This is a genomic window from Pseudomonas sp. PA-1-3F (genome assembly GCF_021609665.1).
Lineage (GTDB): Bacteria > Pseudomonadota > Gammaproteobacteria > Pseudomonadales > Pseudomonadaceae > Aquipseudomonas > Aquipseudomonas paracarnis.
In genome coordinates this window covers 46,841-66,822 of sequence record NZ_WJZD01000011.1, presented here as the reverse complement: position 1 = coordinate 66,822, position 19,982 = coordinate 46,841, and the positions used below count along the sequence as shown (strand labels likewise).

The 19,982-nt window shown below is 59.9% G+C and carries 25 protein-coding genes and 1 pseudogene; 15 read left to right on the top strand and 11 right to left on the bottom strand.

The window, feature by feature from the left end:
• Nucleotides 1-102 precede the first annotated feature (102 nt).
• Nucleotides 103-558 (bottom strand): flavodoxin, encoded by a 456-nt coding sequence (locus GIV26_RS09840; RefSeq protein WP_014719876.1) that lies wholly within the window; start codon nt 556-558, stop codon nt 103-105.
• A gap of 129 nt (nt 559-687) precedes the next feature.
• Between GIV26_RS09840 and GIV26_RS09835 the strand changes: the two genes are divergently transcribed.
• Entirely contained in the window at nt 688-1,155 is a 468-nt protein-coding gene (locus tag GIV26_RS09835) for a PAS domain-containing protein (RefSeq protein ID WP_236280297.1), read from the top strand.
• Between the two features lie 58 nt (nt 1,156-1,213).
• Complete coding sequence (locus GIV26_RS09830; protein ID WP_054921549.1) at nt 1,214-1,819, top strand: hypothetical protein; 606 nt, start codon at nt 1,214-1,216, stop codon at nt 1,817-1,819.
• On the opposite strand, the gene GIV26_RS09825 is transcribed toward GIV26_RS09830, so the two are convergent.
• Nucleotides 1,810-2,772: a MerR family transcriptional regulator gene (locus GIV26_RS09825; protein WP_034128739.1), complete on the bottom strand. Its 963-nt coding sequence runs from the start codon at nt 2,770-2,772 to the stop codon at nt 1,810-1,812. The genes GIV26_RS09830 and GIV26_RS09825 overlap by 10 nt on opposite strands.
• Before the next feature lie 213 nt (nt 2,773-2,985).
• Here GIV26_RS09825 and GIV26_RS09820 point away from each other — a divergent pair, with 213 nt between their 5' ends.
• The 6 genes from GIV26_RS09820 (at nt 2,986) to GIV26_RS09795 (ending at nt 5,992) form a co-directional block, all read left to right on the top strand.
• The gene (locus GIV26_RS09820) at nt 2,986-3,543 is read left to right on the top strand and encodes an antibiotic biosynthesis monooxygenase (protein WP_236280295.1); all 558 of its coding nucleotides are present in this window, start codon (nt 2,986-2,988) and stop codon (nt 3,541-3,543) included.
• Nucleotides 3,544-3,600: 57 nt separating this feature from the next.
• Nucleotides 3,601-4,311, top strand: coding sequence for a dihydromonapterin reductase (gene folM, locus GIV26_RS09815; RefSeq protein WP_096143360.1), 711 nt, complete (start codon nt 3,601-3,603; stop codon nt 4,309-4,311).
• Nucleotides 4,312-4,331: 20 nt separating this feature from the next.
• Entirely contained in the window at nt 4,332-4,892 is a 561-nt protein-coding gene (gene folE / locus GIV26_RS09810) for a GTP cyclohydrolase I FolE (protein WP_003194072.1), read from the top strand.
• A 2-nt stretch (nt 4,893-4,894) separates the two neighbouring features.
• A complete protein-coding gene (gene folX / locus GIV26_RS09805) occupies nt 4,895-5,299 on the top strand; it encodes a dihydroneopterin triphosphate 2'-epimerase (protein ID WP_034128742.1) in 405 nt (134 codons plus the stop codon).
• Between the two features lie 65 nt (nt 5,300-5,364).
• Nucleotides 5,365-5,661: a DUF1244 domain-containing protein gene (locus tag GIV26_RS09800; protein ID WP_034128743.1), complete on the top strand. Its 297-nt coding sequence runs from the start codon at nt 5,365-5,367 to the stop codon at nt 5,659-5,661.
• Nucleotides 5,654-5,992 carry a HopJ type III effector protein gene (locus GIV26_RS09795; protein WP_054896975.1) on the top strand — a complete coding sequence of 113 codons (339 nt, stop codon included), beginning with the start codon at nt 5,654-5,656 and terminating at the stop codon, nt 5,990-5,992. Before GIV26_RS09800 ends, GIV26_RS09795 begins: the two co-directional genes overlap by 8 nt.
• Before the next feature lie 94 nt (nt 5,993-6,086).
• Here the strand turns inward: GIV26_RS09795 and trxB are convergent, their stop codons facing one another.
• Nucleotides 6,087-7,049 carry a thioredoxin-disulfide reductase gene (gene trxB / locus GIV26_RS09790; RefSeq protein WP_010206474.1) on the bottom strand — a complete coding sequence of 321 codons (963 nt, stop codon included), beginning with the start codon at nt 7,047-7,049 and terminating at the stop codon, nt 6,087-6,089.
• A 294-nt stretch (nt 7,050-7,343) separates the two neighbouring features.
• Between trxB and cysZ the strand changes: the two genes are divergently transcribed.
• Both cysZ and GIV26_RS09780 read left to right on the top strand, forming a co-directional pair.
• On the top strand, nt 7,344-8,108 hold the full coding sequence (gene cysZ, locus GIV26_RS09785; RefSeq protein WP_054896976.1) for a sulfate transporter CysZ: 765 nt from the start codon (nt 7,344-7,346) through the stop codon (nt 8,106-8,108).
• A 54-nt stretch (nt 8,109-8,162) separates the two neighbouring features.
• The gene (locus GIV26_RS09780; protein ID WP_034128746.1) at nt 8,163-9,365 is read left to right on the top strand and encodes a glycosyltransferase family 4 protein; all 1,203 of its coding nucleotides are present in this window, start codon (nt 8,163-8,165) and stop codon (nt 9,363-9,365) included.
• On the opposite strand, the gene GIV26_RS09775 is transcribed toward GIV26_RS09780, so the two are convergent.
• The 7 genes from GIV26_RS09775 to rplU all read right to left on the bottom strand — a co-directional run bounded on the left by GIV26_RS09775 (nt 9,334) and on the right by rplU (nt 14,947).
• Nucleotides 9,334-10,437 carry an NADH:flavin oxidoreductase gene (locus GIV26_RS09775; protein WP_236280293.1) on the bottom strand — a complete coding sequence of 368 codons (1,104 nt, stop codon included), beginning with the start codon at nt 10,435-10,437 and terminating at the stop codon, nt 9,334-9,336. The genes GIV26_RS09780 and GIV26_RS09775 overlap by 32 nt on opposite strands.
• Nucleotides 10,438-10,630: 193 nt before the next feature.
• A complete protein-coding gene (locus tag GIV26_RS09770; protein ID WP_054896977.1) occupies nt 10,631-11,113 on the bottom strand; it encodes a glutathione peroxidase in 483 nt (160 codons plus the stop codon).
• A gap of 102 nt (nt 11,114-11,215) precedes the next feature.
• Nucleotides 11,216-11,680: a CreA family protein gene (locus tag GIV26_RS09765; protein ID WP_003194082.1), complete on the bottom strand. Its 465-nt coding sequence runs from the start codon at nt 11,678-11,680 to the stop codon at nt 11,216-11,218.
• Between the two features lie 16 nt (nt 11,681-11,696).
• Nucleotides 11,697-12,815: a glutamate 5-kinase gene (gene proB / locus GIV26_RS09760; protein ID WP_019817476.1), complete on the bottom strand. Its 1,119-nt coding sequence runs from the start codon at nt 12,813-12,815 to the stop codon at nt 11,697-11,699.
• A 109-nt stretch (nt 12,816-12,924) separates the two neighbouring features.
• Nucleotides 12,925-14,148, bottom strand: coding sequence for an Obg family GTPase CgtA (gene cgtA, locus GIV26_RS09755; protein ID WP_003194084.1), 1,224 nt, complete (start codon nt 14,146-14,148; stop codon nt 12,925-12,927).
• 192 nt (nt 14,149-14,340) lie between these two features.
• A complete protein-coding gene (gene rpmA / locus GIV26_RS09750) occupies nt 14,341-14,598 on the bottom strand; it encodes a 50S ribosomal protein L27 (protein WP_003176049.1) in 258 nt (85 codons plus the stop codon).
• 34 nt (nt 14,599-14,632) lie between these two features.
• On the bottom strand, nt 14,633-14,947 hold the full coding sequence (rplU, locus tag GIV26_RS09745; RefSeq protein WP_007950961.1) for a 50S ribosomal protein L21: 315 nt from the start codon (nt 14,945-14,947) through the stop codon (nt 14,633-14,635).
• A 239-nt stretch (nt 14,948-15,186) separates the two neighbouring features.
• On the opposite strand from rplU, the gene GIV26_RS09740 reads away from it, so the two are divergent.
• The 3 genes from GIV26_RS09740 to GIV26_RS09730 all read left to right on the top strand — a co-directional run bounded on the left by GIV26_RS09740 (nt 15,187) and on the right by GIV26_RS09730 (nt 17,085).
• The gene (locus GIV26_RS09740; RefSeq protein WP_003194086.1) at nt 15,187-16,155 is read left to right on the top strand and encodes a polyprenyl synthetase family protein; all 969 of its coding nucleotides are present in this window, start codon (nt 15,187-15,189) and stop codon (nt 16,153-16,155) included.
• Nucleotides 16,156-16,325: 170 nt separating this feature from the next.
• On the top strand, nt 16,326-16,667 hold the full coding sequence (locus GIV26_RS09735) for a zinc ribbon domain-containing protein YjdM (protein WP_034128750.1): 342 nt from the start codon (nt 16,326-16,328) through the stop codon (nt 16,665-16,667).
• 160 nt (nt 16,668-16,827) lie between these two features.
• Complete coding sequence (locus GIV26_RS09730; protein ID WP_005791321.1) at nt 16,828-17,085, top strand: PA4570 family protein; 258 nt, start codon at nt 16,828-16,830, stop codon at nt 17,083-17,085.
• A gap of 60 nt (nt 17,086-17,145) precedes the next feature.
• On the opposite strand, the gene GIV26_RS09725 is transcribed toward GIV26_RS09730, so the two are convergent.
• Entirely contained in the window at nt 17,146-17,763 is a 618-nt protein-coding gene (locus tag GIV26_RS09725; protein WP_034128752.1) for an FKBP-type peptidyl-prolyl cis-trans isomerase, read from the bottom strand.
• 255 nt (nt 17,764-18,018) lie between these two features.
• Here GIV26_RS09725 and GIV26_RS27350 point away from each other — a divergent pair.
• Together GIV26_RS27350 and GIV26_RS27345 are read left to right on the top strand one after the other, a co-directional pair.
• Nucleotides 18,019-19,035: pseudogene (locus tag GIV26_RS27350) on the top strand (methyl-accepting chemotaxis protein); the annotation flags it as partial.
• 39 nt (nt 19,036-19,074) lie between these two features.
• Nucleotides 19,075-19,938 (top strand): methyl-accepting chemotaxis protein, encoded by an 864-nt coding sequence (locus GIV26_RS27345; protein ID WP_370706066.1) that lies wholly within the window; start codon nt 19,075-19,077, stop codon nt 19,936-19,938.
• The last annotated feature ends 44 nt before the right edge of the window (nt 19,939-19,982 follow it).

Below are 19,982 nucleotides of genomic sequence, written 5' to 3'. Positions count from 1 at the left end.
GGAGTTTCCTTGGCAGCCAGCTTGATGACTGAGCGAGTCAGTCAAGAGAATAGTACAAATACGTGTCAAACAAGCGCCGTCAATAACGGCGCTCCCTGGGGTTCAACCGCGCAGCGCGGTGATCAAATCGGCCAGCCAAGGCTCGGCGTCAGCTTCCGGGGTGACGCTTTCGCTGGCGTCCAGGCGCAGCATCGGCTGCACTTCGCGGATGCCCAGTTCGGCGAACAATTCGCGCATTTGTTCACCGCCGCCACAGAAGGTATCGCCATAGCTGGCGTCGCCCAGGCCGATGACCGCTCCCGGCAGGCCGCGCCAGGCGGCGGGCAGTTGGTCGCGGATGGTTGAGTACAGAGGCTGCAGATTGTCGGGCAGCTCGCCCATGCCGGTGGTCGAGGTCACTGCCAGGAATGCATCGGGAGCAAAGGCCTGCACGTCTGCCAGCGTGGCACGCGCGTTGTGCCAGGCGTTGAAACCTGCGTCCTTGAGGATTTCTTCCGCGTGGCGAGCGACTTCTTCAGCCGTACCGTAGACCGAGCCGGAGAGGATGGCGACTTTCATCAATCTGATCCTGTAGTTGAGTGAAAGCGTGGGATATTAGCAGCCCGTGCCAATATTTCAGTGCGCACCGTGCAACATTCCAGACTTGCCATAAACTGGCAAGGTCAAAACCAGGCCATGGACCGCTCTATGATTAACGCCAAACTGCTGCAAATGGTCGTCAATGCGTCCAACGACGGAATCGTTGTTGCCGAGCGCGAAGGCCGGGAGAAACCACTGATCTACGTCAACCCGGCCTTCGAAAGGATGACTGGCTACACGCTGGACGAGATCCTCTATCAGGACTGCCGCTTCCTGCAGGCGGGCGACCGCGACCAACCGGCCTTGATCGCCATTCGTGATGCACTCGACAGCGGCGGCACCTGCCGAGAGATCCTGCGTAACTACCGTAAGGACGGCACGCCTTTCTGGAACGAGCTATCGCTTTCAACCGTGTACAACGGGGTCGACAAGCAAACCTATTTCGTCGGGGTGCAGAAAGACGTCACCACTCAAGTCAAGGCACAACAGCGTGTCGCCCAACTGGAAGCTCAGTTGGCCGAGCTCAAGAGCGAGCTCGCCGCACTCAAGGCGACGAGTGGATTTAACAAACTGTAAAAAATGCGGTCTTTAGAGCGATAATGGCTTTTTAATGCCTCAGCCTTGAGCCAGATCAATGCAACGCGACACGCTATTGACGCAGGACGAGCTGGATTTTATCCAGGACATGCAGCACAACCCGCAGCTCAACCTGCGGGATGCATGGTCGAGCCTGACGGTTAATGGCGGGGCACAGATTCGCGATCTGCTCACGCGGCTAGCGGCTCACGACCAGGTCACCATCCAGGCGCAGTTCGACAACCAGCAACTCACCTTCCCGTTGCACTTGGTGGAAGATGAGTTTCATGCTGTGCATTTACGCTTGGGCGTACCGAGCATTTTTGAAGATGGGCCGATGATCCGCCCGTGGCGCCTGGCGCTTGAAACGCCGGTGGCGCTGGAAAACATCAAGGGCTACTCCAGCGCGCTGTGGGTGCACGAAGTGTCATTCAAAGGGGTGCTGGTAGAGGTGCGTGGCCGGGTCAAACCGCCAAAGACGTTTTCCCTGTGGTTCAGCCCTTCCGGCTACGAACGCATCGCCCTGCGCGGTACGCTGGAGCGGGTAACCGCCCGCGGCCTGTTCGCCTACCGCCTGAGCCAAAGCGATGCTGATGAGATCGAACGGTTACGCCAGTTCATCCTGCACCAGCATCGCCTGGTCCATCCTCACGTTCATGCCTGAGACTCCAGATGGCCGCTGAGCAGTTGCTGCAAGCGGCGCGGCATCCAGCGTCCGTCATTGCCCAGGCAACCAATCGACGAACCTGCCAGGCTGTGTTCCGCCAGGTCCGACGCCTCACCAGCCAGCAACAACGGGCAATCGAGGGTGAAGGCCAGGCGATTGAGCCGTGACGCCAACTCTGCGCCAGGGGCATGGTTGGAAAACAGCACCAGGGCTTGCGGCCGAGTGCGCTCGCAGATCAGCGTCAACTCATCCAGTGGCTGGCCAACGCCCAGGACCTTGACCGCCAGTTTCTCGCTCGACATCAACAAGCCCGCCACCAGCAACTCCAGCTCACGGCACTCTCCGGCAATGGCTGAGAGCAACACCCTGGGCACTGGCGAGGCACAGGCCATTTGCAGGCACCGTGCGACGCGCGAGCGCAGGAAATTGTCGAAGAACAGCCACTCGCTGGCTTGGCCAAAGCGGCCTTGGTGACGTAGCAACTGCTGCCACAGCGGGACCAAAATGTCCTGGAACACCACGGTCGTCGAATAGACGCTGAAGATCTGGCCGTACAACCGGTCGAGCTCACGATCATCAAAGGCACTGATGGCCTGCCGCAGTTGCGCCTGCCATTGGCGCCACTCCAGTTCGGTATCGCTGCGTGACGCTGTAGCCGGCTCGTTGGGCTGTGGGTCGCGCGCCAAAAGCTTGCCGACTTTGCTCACCGCCACGCCACGCTCGATCCAGTCGAGGATGCGGTGCACGGTTTCGATATCGGTGCTTGAGTAAAGCCTGTGCCCACTTTCGGTGCGTACAGGCTGGATCAAACCGTAGCGACGCTCCCAGGCACGTAGCGTCACCGGGTTCACGCCTGTGAGTCTTGCCACTTCACGAATCGGAAACAGGCCCTCGCAGTCAGTGTGGCTGTCGGGTGTCGTTTCGCGAAGAGGCGCAGTGATTTCAGGCATCAGCAGTCAAAAAACTTGTATGAATTTGGATCCTATTTAACGCCGATTGAACTGCATGATTCAAGATCTACGGCGATCCATCCGAAGTTTCTGGCGTATTTGGGCAAAACCGGAATAATCCTTGCCTGTTCTTTTGCGTCGCTGCACCACCCCGCAGCTTCGTTCGTGCGCCGCCTACCCGGCTCGGCGCACTTGCTGATTTGGAGATATACGATGTCTACCTTACCCGTCACCTTGATGGTTGCGCGCCGCGTGGCCAAAGGTCGCTACGAAGAACTGATGGCCTGGCTGCGCGAAGGCGAGCAATTGGCGACTGACTTCCCCGGTTACCTGGGCTCCGGCGTGCTGGCGCCACCACCCCATGATGATGAATTCCAGATCATCTTCCGCTTCGCCGATGAAAAGACCTTGCACGCATGGGAGTTCTCCGCTTCGCGCAGCGCGTGGCTGAGCCGTGGCAGCGAGCTATTTGCCAACCCGTCGGAACACCGTGTCAGCGGTATCGATGGCTGGTTCGGCGCAGCGGGTGCCCGCCCGCCACGCTGGAAACAGGCGGTGGCCATCTGGTTGGCTTTTTTCCCGGTATCGTTGCTGTTCAACTTCGGCCTGGGGCCGCTGCTCAGCGAGTTGGACCTGTTCAGCCGCGTACTGGTCAGCACCGCAGCCCTGACCCCGCTGATGGTTTACCTTTTTATACCGCTGTCGACCCATCTGCTGGCGAACTGGCTGCACCCTTCGCCCCCTCGCAAAGTCACTGAAGCCGCCGCTTGAGTACAGGGAGGCCGGGGCGCTGGTATAGTTTGAGCCTGCCAGCGACTTGAGCCTCCCATGAATGCAAACAACGCTCCGATCCTGATCACCGGTGCCGGCCAGCGTGTCGGCCTGCATTGTGCCCAGCGCCTGTTGGATGAAGGCCAATCGGTGATTTTCAGCTACCGCAGTGAACGTCCCGGCGTGCAGGCACTGCGTGAGCGGGGCGCCATCGGCGTGTTTGCCGACTTCTCCAGCGAAGCCGGCGTACTGGCTTTCATCGCCGCAGTGAAAACCCATACTCAAAGCCTGCGAGCGATCATCCACAACGCTTCAGCCTGGGTCGCCGAAACCCTGGGCGACGAAAGCCGTGCCTTTATCGACATGTTCAGCGTGCACATGCTTGCGCCGTATCTGATCAACCTGCATTGTTCACCTTTGCTGCAACGCTCGACACCCGCCGATATCGTGCATATCAGCGATGACGTGGTGCGCAAGGGCAGCCAGCAGCACATCGCCTATTGCGCCACCAAGGCCGGGCTCGACAGCCTCACGTTATCGTTTGCCGCACAGTTCGCGCCGCTGATCAAGGTCAACGGTATCGCACCGGCGATGGTGATGTTCAACGAAGGCGATGACGCGGCCTATCGCGCCAAGGTCCTGGCCAAGTCGGCCCTGGGCATCGAACCCGGGCCCGAGGTGATCTACCAGAGCGTGCGTTACCTGCTGGACAATCCCTATGTCACCGGTACCACCCTGACCGTCAACGGTGGGCGGCATATCAAGTAAGCCGTTTACGAGGATGTTGTATGACCTTATCCCTGCCCCACCACTACCGCGAGATCCTCAAGGGCCTGGGCGAAGACCCGCAGCGCGAGGGCCTGCTCGATACGCCCAAGCGTGCCGCCAAGGCCATGCAGTACCTGTGTCATGGCTATGAGCAGAATCTGGAGGAAATCGTCAACGGCGCGCTGTTCGCGTCCGACAATGACGAGATGGTGATCCTCAAGGACATCGAGTTGTACTCGTTGTGCGAGCATCACCTGCTGCCCTTCATCGGCAAGGCCCATGTGGCCTATATTCCGACCGGCAAGGTGCTGGGCCTGTCAAAACTGGCGCGCATTGTCGACATGTTCGCCCGGCGCCTGCAGATCCAGGAGAACCTCACGCGGCAAATCGCCGACGCAATCCAGGACGTGACCCAGGCCGCCGGCGTGGCGGTGGTGATCGAAGCCAAGCACATGTGCATGATGATGCGCGGCGTGGAGAAACAGAATTCAACCATGAACACCTCGGTGATGCTCGGCGCCTTTCGCGAGTCGAACACCACCCGCATGGAGTTCCTGCAACTGATTGGACGGAGCAAGTAGCAATGCCACAACTTCAACCAGGCATGGCGCGTATCCGGGTCAAGGACCTGTGCCTGCGCACCTTTATCGGCATCAACGAGGACGAAATCCTCAACAAGCAGGATGTGCTGATCAACCTGACCATCCTGTATGCCGCCCAGGAAGCCGTGCGTGACAACGACATCGACCACGCCCTGAACTACCGCACCATCACCAAGGCCATCATCGCTCACGTCGAAGGCAATCGCTTTGCCCTGCTGGAGCGCCTGACCCAGGAATTGCTGGACCTGGTGATGAGCAACGAATCGGTGCTGTACGCCGAAGTCGAAGTGGACAAGCCCCACGCGCTGCGCTTTGCCGAGTCGGTTTCGATAACGCTCGCGGCGAGCCGCTCAGCCTCAAGCGATAAGCTTAAAGCCACAAGTTAAAGCCAGCCTCATTCCAACTTGCAGCTTTAAGCTTACCCGCTTGAAGCTGTCTCGAAGAGACCGCCATGACCGACCAACAACGCCTCGAACTCGAAGCCGCCGCCTTTCGCCGATTGGTGGCCCACCTGGACAGCCGCAAGGATGTGCAGAATATCGACCTGATGAACCTCGCCGGCTTCTGCCGCAACTGCCTGTCCAAGTGGTACAAGGCCGAAGCCGACGAACGCCAGATCGAGGTCAGCCTCGATGACGCCCGTGAAGTGGTGTACGGCATGCCGTACGCCGAGTGGAAAGCCCAATACCAGCAAGAAGCCAACGCAGACCAACAGGCCGCGTTCGCCAAAGGAAAGCCTCATGACTGATTTGAACACCCTGCGCGCCAGCCTCAACAGCGGCGAACACGCCTTTGCCGATACCTTGGCGTTCGTCGCGGCGGGTTACGACTACCAGCCGCAAGCCTTCATCAACGGCGGTGTGGAAAATGCCGCTGGGCAGAATGAAGGGTCGTGCAAGACCCTGGGTTTGGCGCTGCTGGAAGGGTTGAGTGATAAGGAAGCACTGCTGGCGTTTGGTGAGCATTACCGGTCGGTAGTGGCGACGCCTGAGGGCAGTGACCATGGCAATATCCGAGCGTTGATTGCCCATGGACTGGCCGCAGTGAAGTTTGCTGAACAGCCTCTGACTCGCCGCTGATTTAATAACCAACCCCACATTTGTTTAGCGGTGTAGGTTAGATCGCAGGCATAAAAAAGCCGGCTTCGCAGCCGGCTTTTTTGAGTCAACGGGTTTAGAACGAAGCGTCCTTCAAACCGTCGAGGTAACGCTCGGCATCCAGGGCCGCCATGCAACCGGCGCCGGCCGAGGTGATGGCCTGGCGGTAAACGTGGTCTGCCACGTCGCCGGCAGCGAAGATACCTTCGATGTTGGTCGCAGTTGCATTGCCTTCGCGGCCGCCCTGCACCACCAGGTACCCGTCTTTGGCTTCCAGCACGCCTTCGAACAGTGAGGTGTTCGGAGTGTGGCCGATAGCGATGAACACGCCGTCGACTTTCAGCTCGTCGAAACTGCCGTCGTTGTTTTTCAGACGGGCACCGGTCACACCCATGTTGTCGCCCAGGACTTCATCCAGGGTGGCGTTGAGCTTGAGGATGATCTTGCCTTCAGCGACACGGGCGTGCAGCTTGTCGATCAGGATCTTCTCGGCGCGGAAGGTCTCGCGGCGGTGAACCAGGGTCACGGTGCTGGCGATGTTGGCCAGGTACAGCGCCTCTTCCACGGCAGTGTTGCCACCGCCGACCACGGCAACCGGCTTGTTGCGGTAGAAGAAACCATCGCAAGTGGCGCAGGCGGAAACACCCTTGCCCATGAACGCTTCTTCCGACGGCAGGCCCAGGTAACGCGCACTGGCACCAGTGGCAATGATCAGTGCATCGCAGGTGTACACACCGCTGTCACCGGTCAGGCTGTAAGGCTTTTTCGAGAAGTCGACCTGGTTGATATGGTCGAAGACGATCTCGGTTTCAAAGCGCTCGGCATGCTCTTTCATGCGTTCCATGAGCACCGGGCCAGTCAAGCCATGGACATCGCCCGGCCAGTTGTCGACTTCAGTAGTGGTGGTCAACTGACCGCCCGCCTGCATGCCGGTGATCAGCAACGGCTTGAGATTGGCCCGGGCAGCGTAGACAGCGGCGCTGTAACCGGCAGGGCCGGAACCGAGAATAATCACTCGGGAATGACGGGTATCAGACATGACTCACTCCTACCGACCGCCCGGACCACAGGGCGGCGGGAATAAAAAAGGACCGCGAAGCACTTGGGGAAGGCTTTGACTCGCCAGGTCCTGAAAAATAATGGGTGCAGCGTATCGAGGGGGGCAAGATTAAGGAAATACGCAATAACAATCCAGCTCATAGGTGTTCTCTATGCGTGCAATCAAGCTAATCGACACCTTTGTAACCCTGGATGTCGCCTACCTGCCCGCGCTTTCACATCAGGTGCAAAGCCGGTAAGGTCGGCGCGTTCGCCATTTTGCTCGGAGTACCCCATGCCTGCCCCTGCTCTTTCCGGCCCGCAATACCTGCGTGAAGGCCTCAAACTGGTGTTGAGCCCAGGCCTGCGCCTGTTTGTGCTGTTGCCGTTGGCGATCAACCTGGTGCTGTTCGTCGGATTGATCTATTTCGCCGGCCATCAGTTCAGCCTGTGGGTCGACAGCTTGATGCCGACGCTGCCCCACTGGCTAGGCTTTTTGAATTACCTGTTGTGGCCGCTGTTTGTCGTGCTGGTGGTGCTGATGGTGTTTTTCACCTTCACCATGCTCGCCAATATTATCGCCGCGCCGTTCAACGGGTTTCTCGCCGAGAAGGTCGAGGTCGTGGTACGTGGCACCGACGACTTCCCGCCGTTCAGTTGGGGTGAGCTGGCTGCCATGGTCCCGCGCACCCTGGCGCGGGAGATGCGCAAGCTGGGTTACTTCCTGCCGCGCGCCATCGGCCTGTTTATCCTGTCGTTCATCCCGGTGGTCAACCTGATCGCGGCGCCGTTGTGGCTGCTGTTTGGCGTGTGGATGATGGCGATCCAGTACATCGACTACCCGGCCGACAACCACAAGCTGGGCTGGAACGAAATGCTCGCGTGGCTGCGCCAGAAACGCTGGCAGAGCATGAGTTTTGGCGGCATTGTCTACCTGGTATTGCTGGTGCCGGTGGTCAACCTGTTGATGATGCCAGCGGCGGTGGCCGGGGCGACGTTGTTCTGGGTGCGGGAGCAAGGCGCCGAGGCGATGGCGCAGCCGGCGGTGGCCAAGTCATAAATCCATCATCACACTGACACAATGGCGACATGGCCCACGCCGACACTGTGGGTCATGACGACAGCCTCGCTTCACATCACCCTCATTACCGAAACCTTCCCGCCGGAAATCAACGGGGTGGCCAATACCCTTGGCCGCCTGTGCGAGGGTTTGCGTTCACGCGGCCATCAGGTCGAGCTGGTACGCCCACGCCAGAGTGCCGACCAAAACCGCTCCAGCGACGATGAACTGCTGCTGTGCCGCGGCTGGCCACTGCCGGGCTATCCAGGCTTGCAATGGGGCCAATCGTCAATGCGCAAGTTGCTGCGCCGCTGGACGCGGCAACGCCCGGATGTGCTGTATATCGCCACGGAAGGGCCGCTGGGGCTCTCGGCGCTGCGCGCTGCGAGGCGCCTGGGGATCGGCGTAGTCAGCGGCTTTCATACCAACTTTCAGCAGTATTCGAACCAGTATGGCTTGAGCCTGTTGAGCCGCGTGGTCACCCATTACCTGCGCTGGTTTCATAACCGCTCGAGCCTGACCCTGGTACCGAGCGCCAGCCAGCGCCTGGAGCTGGAGCGCCGGCATTTTGAGCGTCTGGATATGTTATCCCGGGGTGTCGACAGCCAATTGTTCCACCCGGCCAAACGCGATAACGCCATGCGTGAAAATTGGGGGTTGGAGAACCACGATATTGCCGTGCTGCATGTGGGACGCCTGGCCCAAGAGAAGAACCTGAGGCTGCTCAAGCGCTGCTTTGATGCCTTGCAGGCTGCCTATCCAATGCGGCGGATGAAGCTGATTGTGGTCGGTGATGGCCCCCAGCGCTCGTCGATGGAACACGATTTGCCCGATGCAGTGTTCTGCGGAACGCAGCGCGGCGAAGAGCTGGCAAGGCATTACGCCTCAGGGGATTTGTTCCTGTTCCCCAGCCTGACCGAAACCTTCGGCAATGTGGTGCTTGAAGCGATGGCGTCTGGCCTGGGCGTGGTGGCTTACGACCAGGCCGCCGCGAGCCAGCATCTGCGCCATGGCTATAGCGGCGCACTGTCGATGCCTGGGGATGAAGACGCATTTTGCGACGCGGCCATCTGGCTGCTGGAGGAGCGCGAAACGTTGCGCAGAGTGCGCTTGAACGCCCGACAACATGCCAGCCGTCAGGGCTGGCCGGCGATTATCGAGCAGTTCGAGCGCCAGTTGCGCGGGGTATGCGAGGACGGCCAACCGGTGCCCGCCCTCTTACCGCTCACACCAGAGTCATCAACGCCTCACGACTGAAGGGCAAGATGTCACTCTCGCGCCCTTCGCGCACCTTCACCGCCCAATCCGGGTCCACCAGCAAGGCACGGCCCACAGCCACGAGGTCGAACTCATCGTTGTTCAGGCGCTCCAGCAGTTTCTCCAGGCTGGCAGGCTGGGCAACTTTGTCGGTGTTGACCATGAACTGCAGGAACTCGCCATCCAGGCCCACGCTACCTACCGTGACGGTTGGCTTACCGGTTAGCTGACGCGTCCAACCGGCGAGGTTAAGGTCGGAGCCTTCAAATTCCGGCTCCCAGAAACGACGGGTGGAGCAGTGGAAAATATCCACGCCAGCGTCAGACAGTGGCTTGAGAAACTCACCCAACGCCTCAGGGGTTTGCACCAGGCGCGCGGTGTAGTCCTGCTGCTTCCACTGGGAGAAACGCAAGATGATCGGAAAGTCCGGGCCGACAGCGGCGCGGGTGGCCTGGATCAGCTCAATGGCGAAGCGCGAACGGTTGGCCAGGCTGCCACCGTATTCGTCGGTGCGCTGGTTGCTGCCTTCCCAGAAGAACTGGTCCACGAGGTAGCCGTGGGCACCGTGGATTTCCACGCCGTCCATGCCGATGGCCTGGGCATCCTTGGCGGCCTGGGCGAAGGCGTTGATCACGTCGTTGATGTCCTGTTTGGTCATGCCGTGCACAACGACATTGCCGTCCTTGAGCTTTTCCATCGGGCCATAAGCCGGCACGCTGGCATCAGGCTCAGTGCCCATACGGCGCACACTGCCCACATGCCACAGCTGCGGAACAATCTTGCCGCCTTCGGCGTGGACTGCATCGACCACTTTCTTCCAGCCAGCCAAGGCGGCTTCACCGTAGAAATGCGGCACGTTGGGGTAGCCATTGGAGGCTGGGTGCCCGACCACGGTGCCTTCAGTGATGATCAAGCCCACACCGGCAGCGGCACGGCGGCGGTAGTACTCAATGACTTTGGAATTGGGTACGCCGCCAGGGGAGAACGAGCGAGTCATGGGCGCCATGACCACGCGGGTCGACAGTTGCAATGCACCGAGCTGGAAGGGTTTGAACAAGGCTTGGACGGGCATGGAACGCTCCACGGGAGAGTGAATTTATGATGCGGATAATATGGAGAGCCTGCAGCGCTGAGTAGCACTATTGATCTAAATGATTAAGGAGTAAAAGCGGGACGCGGAGCGCCCAGGGTGGCATTCCCACGCAGAGCGTGGGAACGATCAACGATCAACGCAGAGCGTAGGAACGATCAGGCCTTCACTGACGTCAGCTCAAGGCTTTTTCGATGGCCTGGATGATGGAGGGGTCTTCCGGGGGCGTGCGGGGTGAGAAGCGCGCAAGTACACGGCCATCCTTACCCAACAGGAATTTCTCGAAGTTCCAGGTGATATCCCCGGGGAATTCAGCGCCCTCGCCCGCCAGCAAACGGTACAACTGGTGCCGATCAGGCCCGTTGACCTCGATCTTGCTGCCCAGTGGAAAGGTCACGCCGTAGTTCAGGCTGCAGAACTGCTGAATCTGCTCCTCGGTGCCCGGCTCCTGGCCTGCAAACTGGTTGCATGGCAAGCCGAGCACTGTGAACCCTTGGTCCTTGTACTGTTGATAGAGGTTTTCCAACGCCGCGTATTGCGGGGTCAAACCACATTTGGACGCAACATTGACCACCAGCACAACTTGGCCCTTGAAAGGCGCCAGCGGTAGCGCTTGTCCGTCCAGGGCTTTGAGTTTCAGATCGTGGAAAGCACTCATGACGAACTCCAGATATCCCATGTTCTTTGCATTGCAGCCCTTCGGAGCTTACAACCGGCAAAGCTGCAATCATAGACGCCGGTGACAAAACTCGCCTGCAGGTTACTGAGCGGTCGGCCATGGCAGAATCGGAATTGCCGTCACCGCATTCTGCGGGCTGCCTTCGATCAAACGGTCGCTATAGACCAGATACACCAGGGTGTTGCGCTTCTTGTCGAGGAAACGCACCACCTGCATGGTCTTGAATACCAGCGAGGTGCGCTCCTTGAACACTTCGTCGCCGTCCTTGAGCTCACCCTTGAAGTGGATCGGGCCCACCTGGCGGCAAGCGATCGAGGCTTCGGCACGGTCTTCAGCCAGGCCCAGGCCGCCCTTTACCCCGCCGGTCTTGGCACGCGACAAGTAGCAGGTCACGCCATCGACCTTGGGGTCGTCAAACGCTTCAACCACAATCCGGTCGTTGGGGCCGACAAACTTGAACACCGTCGACACCTGGCCGACTTCTTCGGCCGAAGCCAGCAGCGGCATGGCCAACAGCAAGCCGAGCAATCCCTTCATCACGCGCATCGTGTATTTCCTATGGTTAAACCAGGATCAGGTTGTCGCGGTGAACCAGTTCCGGTTCCGCCATATAGCCCAAGAGTCCGACAATGGCGTCGGAAGATTGTCCAATAATCTTCTGTGCTTCCAGGGCGCTGTAATTGGCCAGGCCGCGCGCAATCTCGCGACCGTCTGGCGCAACGCACACCACCATCTCGCCACGGCGGAAGCTGCCCTGCACCAACTTCACACCCACCGGCAGCAAGCTCTTGTTGCCTTGGGACAAGGCCGATACGGCCCCCGCATCCAGCACCAGCGTGCCACGGGTTTGCAGGTGCCCGGCCAACCATTGCTTGCGCGCCGCCAGCATGCCGCGTTCCGGCGACAGCAGCGTACCGATGCGCTCACCGGCCTTGAGGCGATCAAGCACGCGCTCCAGGCGCCCGCCGACGATGATGGTGTGGGCACCGGAACGCGCGGCCAGGCGAGCGGCGCGCAGTTTGGTCTGCATGCCGCCACGGCCCAGGGCACCACCGACACTGCCGGCGACCGCATCCAGCGCCGGGTCGTCGGCGCGGGCTTCATAGATAAGCTGGGCATCGGGGTTGTTGCGCGGGTCGGCGTCGAACATGCCATCGCGGTCGGTGAGGATCACCAACAGGTCAGCCTCTACCAGGTTGGCCACCAGGGCGGCCAGGGTGTCATTGTCACCGAAGCGGATTTCGTCGGTGACCACAGTGTCGTTCTCGTTGATGACCGGGATGACCTTGAGCTCCACCAGCGCGCGCAAGGTGCTGCGGGCGTTGAGGTAACGCTTGCGGTCGGACAGGTCGTCGTGGGTCAGCAACACCTGCGCCGTGTGGCGGCCGTGCTCGGCAAAGCTGGACTCCCAGGCTTGCACCAGGCCCATCTGGCCGATGGCGGCAGCGGCTTGCAGTTCATGCATCGCGCTGGGTCGCGCGGTCCAGCCGAGGCGGCTCATCCCGGCGGCAACCGCTCCGGACGACACCAGCACCAACTCAACGCCTGCTTCATGCAAGGCCACCATCTGCTCGACCCAGACGCTCATGGCTGCGCGATCCAGACCTTTGCCATCCGCCGTCAACAGCGCACTGCCGATTTTCACGACCCAGCGCTGCGCACCTGTCACTTTGCTCCGCATCATCTTCAACCTTAGAGTGAGGGCCGCGCGACCCAGCGCTGCCCATAACGTTATACCCGGATACCAAAACGCCGCTCCAGAGAGCGGCGTTCAAGTTTATCGCAACGGATCAGTCACGCACGTAAATGATTTCCGGACCGTCTTCATCATCCACGTCTTCTTCGTCCCAATCATCGTCGCCGATGTCGTGGACCGACTTCACGCCGCTGCGGCGCAGAGCACGCTGGTCGTCCAGGGCCTGCAACTGGGCGCGGGCTTCGTCTTCGATCTGCTGGTCGAGTTCGGCGAGTTCGGCCTTGTACACCGGGTCGGCCGCCAGGCGGTCGGCACGGTCTTCCAGGTAACGCATGATGTCGCGGGTCAGGCGCTCGGTGCCTTCTTTGGCGATGGCCGAGATGACGTAGACCGGACCTTCCCACTCCAGGCGATCAACGATCTCCTTGACGCGCTCTTCGTGCTCTTCTTCAAGAATCTGGTCGCACTTGTTCAGTACCAACCAGCGATCGCGCTCGGCCAGGGCCGGGCTGAACTTGGTCAGTTCGCTGACGATGACTTCGGCAGCATCGGCGGCACTGGTGTCATCCAGCGGCGCCATGTCGACGAGGTGCAGCAGCAAACGGGTGCGGGACAAGTGCTTGAGGAAGCGGATGCCCAGGCCAGCACCGTCGGAAGCGCCTTCGATCAAGCCGGGAATGTCGGCAACCACGAAGCTTTTCCAGCGGTCGACGCTGACCACGCCCAGGTTTGGCACCAGGGTGGTGAACGGGTAGTCGGCGACTTTCGGCTTGGCGGCCGATACCGAGCGGATGAAGGTACTTTTACCGGCGTTCGGCAGGCCCAACAGGCCCACGTCGGCAAGTACTTTCATTTCCAGCTTCAGGTCGCGCTGCTCGCCCGGTTTGCCCGGCGTGGTCTGGCGCGGTGCACGGTTGGTACTGGACTTGAATCGGGTGTTACCCAGACCGTGCCAACCGCCCTGCACAACCATCAGCTTCTGGCCGGCCTTGGTCAGGTCGCCAATCACTTCCTGGGTCGCAGAGTCGATGATCGTGGTGCCGACCGGTACGCGCAGTACCAGATCTTCACCTTTTTTACCGGTGCAGTCGGTGCTGCCGCCGTTGGAGCCACGCTCGGCATCGAAGTGCCGGGTGTAACGGTAGTCGACCAGGGTGTTGAGGTTTTCGTCGGCCATCATGTAGATGGAACCGCCGTCACCGCCGTCACCGCCGTTTGGACCACCGTTTTCGATGAATTTTTCGCGACGGAAACTCATGCAACCGTTACCGCCGTCGCCTGCTTTTACTCGGATGGAAACTTCATCAACGAACTTCATAACAAAACGCCTCTCGCCGCATGGACGAGCTTAAGAAACCAAGACATAAGACTCTTGCAAAAATGAGCGCAGCGACCTCAATCAGCGACCGCAAACCTGCGCCTGAGCTCATCACAAACAGCTTTGCAAGAGACTCACTCCACAAACGAAAAAGCCCCGTCGCAAGACAGGGCTTTTCCAGCGATCTCGCAATTAAGCTGCGACAACGCTCACGTAACGGCGGTTGAACGCGCCCTTTACTTCGAACTTGATCACGCCTTCGATTTTAGCGAAGAGGGTGTGATCTTTACCCATGCCAACACCGTAACCGGCGTGGAATTGGGTACCGCGCTGACGCACGATGATGTTGCCCGGAATGATTTTCTGGCCGCCATACATCTTCACGCCAAGGCGTTTGGCTTCTGAGTCGCGACCGTTACGGGTACTACCACCAGCTTTTTTGTGTGCCATGAGTCAATTCTCCTAGTGAGGAATTAGGCTGAAATTAAGCCTGAATACCGGTGATTTTGATCTCGGTGTACCACTGGCGGTGGCCCATACGCTTCATGTGGTGCTTACGACGACGGAACTTGATGATGCGGACTTTATCGTGACGACCTTGGGAGATCACTTCAGCCACAACGGTAGCGCCAGCAACAACTGGAGCGCCGATGTTCACGTCATCGCCATTGGCGACCAACAGAACGCGATCAAAAGTAACGGATTCGCCAGTAGCGACTTCCAGTTTCTCGATCTTCAGGTATTCACCTGGGGCGACTTTGTATTGCTTGCCACCAGTAACAATTACTGCGTACGACATGGTATTTCTCCGATAATCCTGCTCACCCAGCGCTTTATAAGAAGAGGTATTGGCTGGCATGGCTGCATGGGATGGACGTCCCGAATGCAATTGCGTAAGGCAGGTGCTGCCCAGGAAGTTCAGGGTGCGCGATTGTACGCAAGCTATGGGAGGCTTGCAAGGGGCCGTCTATCGCGCCTTGACACCCGGGGGTCAGGGTCCTAGCATGCCGCGCAACCCTTCTGGAGCGACTGTCGCTGATGCAACCCCAAGCTTTCTACCGCGCGGTCGCGGACGATTTTAGCGCCGTCGACGGCATCATCAAGCAGCAGCTGACGTCTAAAGTGCCGCTGGTCTCCAAAATTGGCGACTACATTACGTCGGCGGGCGGCAAACGCCTGCGTCCTTTATTAGTGTTGCTGTGCGGCAAGGCCCTGGGCCGTCAAGGCGATGACCTTCGCCTACTGGCCGCCACGATCGAATTCCTGCACACCGCCACCCTGCTGCATGACGACGTGGTCGACATGTCCGGCATGCGCCGTGGTCGCGAGACCGCAAACGCGATGTGGGGCAATGCGCCCAGCGTGCTGGTGGGCGACTTCCTGTATTCGCGCTCGTTCGAAATGATGGTCGAGCTGGGCTCGATGCCCGTGATGAAGATTCTTTCACAGGCCACACGCATCATCGCCGAAGGCGAAGTGTTGCAACTGTCCAAAGTCCGCGATGCCAGCACCACTGAAGAAACCTATATGGAAGTGATTCGCGGCAAAACCGCGATGCTCTTCGAAGCCTCTACCCACAGTGCCGCCGCGCTGTGTGGCGCCACAGCCGAACAGGCCGAGGCCCTGCGCACGTTCGGTGATCACCTAGGCGTGGCGTTCCAACTGGTGGATGACCTGCTCGACTACAAGGGCGACGCTGAAACCCTGGGCAAGAACGTCGGTGACGACCTGGCCGAGGGCAAGCCGACCTTGCCGCTGATCTACACCATGCGCGAAGGCACGCCGGAACAGGCTGCCCTGGTGCGCAAGGCGATCCAGAAAGGCGGGATCGAAGACCTGGAAGCCATCCGTGCCGCCGTAGAAGCCTCGGGCTCCCTGGAGTACACCGCGCAACTGGCGCGTGACTACGTGGCGCGGGCGATCACATGCCTGGAAGCGCTGCCGGCCAGTGAATACCGGGATGCCCTGGTCGAGCTGAGTGAGTTTGCGGTCGCCCGTACTCACTGATTCCGCGCTGTTTAATGTGGGAGCTGGCTTGCCTGCGATGACGGGAGTGAATTCACTGCCGCTATCGCAGGCAAGCCAGCTCCCACATTAGGACGAGTCCAACCCCACCCGCGTTTAAAACCCTATATAATGTGCGACTTTTAGCCATCCCTGACTTTCTAGGAGCTTTAGTGAGCACGTTGCCACCCTGCCCAAAATGCAATTCCGAATACACCTACGAAGACGGCGCCCAACTGGTCTGCCCGGAATGCGCCCATGAGTGGTCCGCCAACGGCGAGGCCGAAGTGGTCGGCGATGAGACCGTGAAGAAAGACTCTGTGGGCAACGTCCTGCAGGATGGCGACACCATCACCGTGATCAAGGACCTCAAAGTCAAGGGCACTTCCCTGGTGGTCAAGGTCGGCACCAAGGTCAAGAACATCCGCCTGTGCGACGGCGACCACGATATCGACTGCAAGATCGACGGGATCGGCCCGATGAAACTCAAGTCCGAGTTCGTGCGCAAAGTCTGAACCTGCTGCATTCCATCCCGCGCCCGCCGCGGGATGGCGTTTCGCCCTCTGCGTTGATCGAACGCAATACCCACACAGAAAAACCCAGAAATTGCCAATAGACGCTTGCTATTCTACGAATAAGAATTATTCTCATTGAAACCCATCAAGGAGAACGACCATGACTTATTTGATAGATGCCTGGCTGGATCGCCCCCACCCTTACCTGCGAATCCTGCATCGGGAAACCGGTGAAGTCTGTGCGGTGCTTGAGGAAGAAGCGCTGAACGAGCTGCAGGACCAAGGCGATCTGGACGTGAATGGCCTGAGTTCCAGTGAGCCTGGGGTGCTGAAGGAAGTGGTGAGGAATCTGTTTCTGTTCTGCTATGCACGAGCGTTGCGCCCGGCGACCGACTTGAATGGCAAGTTCCATCCATGAAGAAACTGGCAAATACCTGTTGGGGCGAACGCGTTCGTCCCAACAGGTAACCAGCAGGCCTTACAGAACGTCGAGCAGCTCGACGTCGAATACCAGAACGCTGTGCGGCGGGATGCTGCCAACGCCTTGAGCGCCGTAAGCCAGTTCGCTCGGCACGTACAGGCGCCATTTGCTGCCGGCATTCATCAGTTGCAGGGCTTCGGTCCAGCCGGCGATCACGCCACCCACCGGGAATTCTGCAGGCTGGCCGCGCTCGTAGGAGCTGTCGAACACAGTGCCGTCGATCAGGGTGCCGTGGTAGTGAGTACGCACTTGGTCTTCACGGGTCGGCTTGGCGCCGGTACCGGCCGTCAGCACTTCAAATTGCAGGCCGGAAGCCAGGGTGGTGATGCCATCACGCTTGGCGTTTTCTGCCAGGAAAGCCAGGCCAGCGCCCGCTGCAGCTTCGGCCTTGGCAGCGGCTTCGGCTTGCATGATTTCGCGGATCACCTTGAAGCTGGCCGCCATTTGTTCTTGGTCAACACGGCTTGGCGAGCCTGCGAATGCGTCGGTCAGGCCGGCCAGGATCGCGTCCAGGCTGACGCCCGGTGGCGGGTTGTCGCGCAGTTGGTCGCCCAACTGACGGCCGATACCGTAGCTGACGCGGGTTTCGTCGGTGGACAGATTAACTTCGGACATGAAGAGGCTCCGCTGTAGGACGCCACGGTTTCCCGCGCCGCCCAGAACTAAAAGGGCCCGCAGACTAGCACACATGAGCGGGCCGTGATCAGCCCCACCCCGGCATCGCCGTTGCGTGCCGGCGACCCTTCGTCGACGAACAATAAAAGTATTTCAGAATCATCCTTTCCCGCCGATACAGCCCTACACATCTTGGCTGGCTCAAACAAAAACACACCGTCCAGCAGACAGACATCACTCTTCAAGGAGCTTTCGATGAACAGCTGGTTCGGTAACATCAGCGTCAATCTCAAACTCGGCCTGGGCTTCGGCCTGGTGCTGGTCCTCACCTCGATCCTGGCACTCACTGGCTGGACCAGCCTGGGCGGCTTGATCGACCGTAGCAATTGGATGAGCGACATCACCCAGCTCAATGCCTCGCTGACCAAGCTGCGTATCGTGCGCTTGCAATACATGCTGGCCAATGGCGACGAAGCTGTGGCGCAGAACGTGCAGACCAGCCTCGATGCCTTCGCCGCCCAGCAACAGAAGCTGCTCGACAGCTTCAAGAGCCCGGAAAACCTCAAGCTGCTCAATGAGCAGAAAGCCGTCATTACCGCTTACCGCCAGTCCCTGAACAAAATGCGCGAGGCCTACCGCAATGGCAACGCTGCGCGCGATGTCATGGGCGCCAAGGCCGACATTGCGAACGCGCAAATCAATGCGCTGGAAACCAGTGTGCAGCAGTCATCCGACAGCCCGGAACGCTTCACGCAGTTCCTGGCCGTGACCCAGGCCAAGAACGAATTCATGCAGGCTCGCTACGAAGTGCGCGGCTATACCAATAGCCCCAACGCAGAAACCGAAGCCCGCGCGGCTACACAGCTGGAAAAAGCTGTCGCCGGTTTGAAAGGCCTCAGCGTTGCCTTCGGTACTGGCCAGCAAAGCGCATTGTCCGCACTGGAAACCGCGCTAGGCGCCTATCGCAGCGCCGTGCAGAGCTACAAGGCGGCCAATGCCAATATCGTCACCGCCCGTGCCGAAATGACCACCCAGGGCGCCGACATCGTGACGATCAGCGACAAGCTGTACGACATCCAACTGGAACGTCGCGACGCCGAAAGCACCCAGGCCCGCAGCCTGCAACTGATCAGCACCTTGCTGGCCCTGTTGGTCGGCGTGATTGCCGCGTGGGTGATCACCCGCCAGATCACCCGCCCGATCCAGGACACCCTGGCCGTGGTGGAGCGCATCGCTTCGGGCGACCTGAGCCACAACATCCAGGTGACCCGTCGTGACGAACTGGGCGTGTTGCAGCAAGGCATCCAGCGCATGGGCACCACCCTGCGCGAGCTGATCAGCGGCATTCGCGACGGCGTCACTCAGATCGCCAGCGCCGCCGAAGAATTGTCAGCGGTGACCGAGCAGACCAGCGCCGGCGTGAACAGCCAGAAGATCGAGACCGATCAGGTCGCCACCGCCATGCATGAAATGACCGCCACCGTGCAGGAAGTTGCGCGCAATGCCGAACAGGCTTCCCAAGCCGCTTCCGACGCTGACGGCCAGGCCCGCGAAGGAGATAAAGTGGTGGCTGAAGCCATCGCCCAGATCGAACGCCTGGCGGCCGAAGTGGCGCGCTCCACCGACGCCATGACGCACCTGCAACAAGAGAGCAACAAGATCGGCAGCGTGATGGACGTGATCAAGGCCGTGGCCGAACAGACCAACCTGCTGGCACTTAACGCCGCCATTGAAGCTGCGCGTGCCGGGGAAGCTGGTCGAGGCTTTGCCGTGGTCGCCGACGAAGTGCGTGGCCTGGCGCAGCGTACACAGAAGTCCACCGAGGAAATCGAAGGCCTGGTGGCCGGCTTACAGAACGGCACCCAACAAGTCGCCAGCGTGATGAACAACAGCCGCAGCCTCACCGACAGCAGCGTCGAACTGACGCGCAAGGCCGGGGTATCCTTGGAAAACATCACCCGCACCGTGTCGAATATCCAGTCGATGAACCAGCAGATTGCCGCAGCCGCCGAACAACAGAGCGCCGTGGCGGAAGAGATCAGCCGCAGTATCGTGAACGTGCGTGACGTGTCTGAGCAGACCGCTACGGCCAGTGATGAGACAGCCAAATCGAGTGTTGAACTGGCACGCCTGGGTAGCCAGTTGCAGCAGATGGTCAGTCATTTCCGGGTGTAGCACCACAACCATGGTGGCGAGGGAGCAAGCTCCCTCGCCACAAG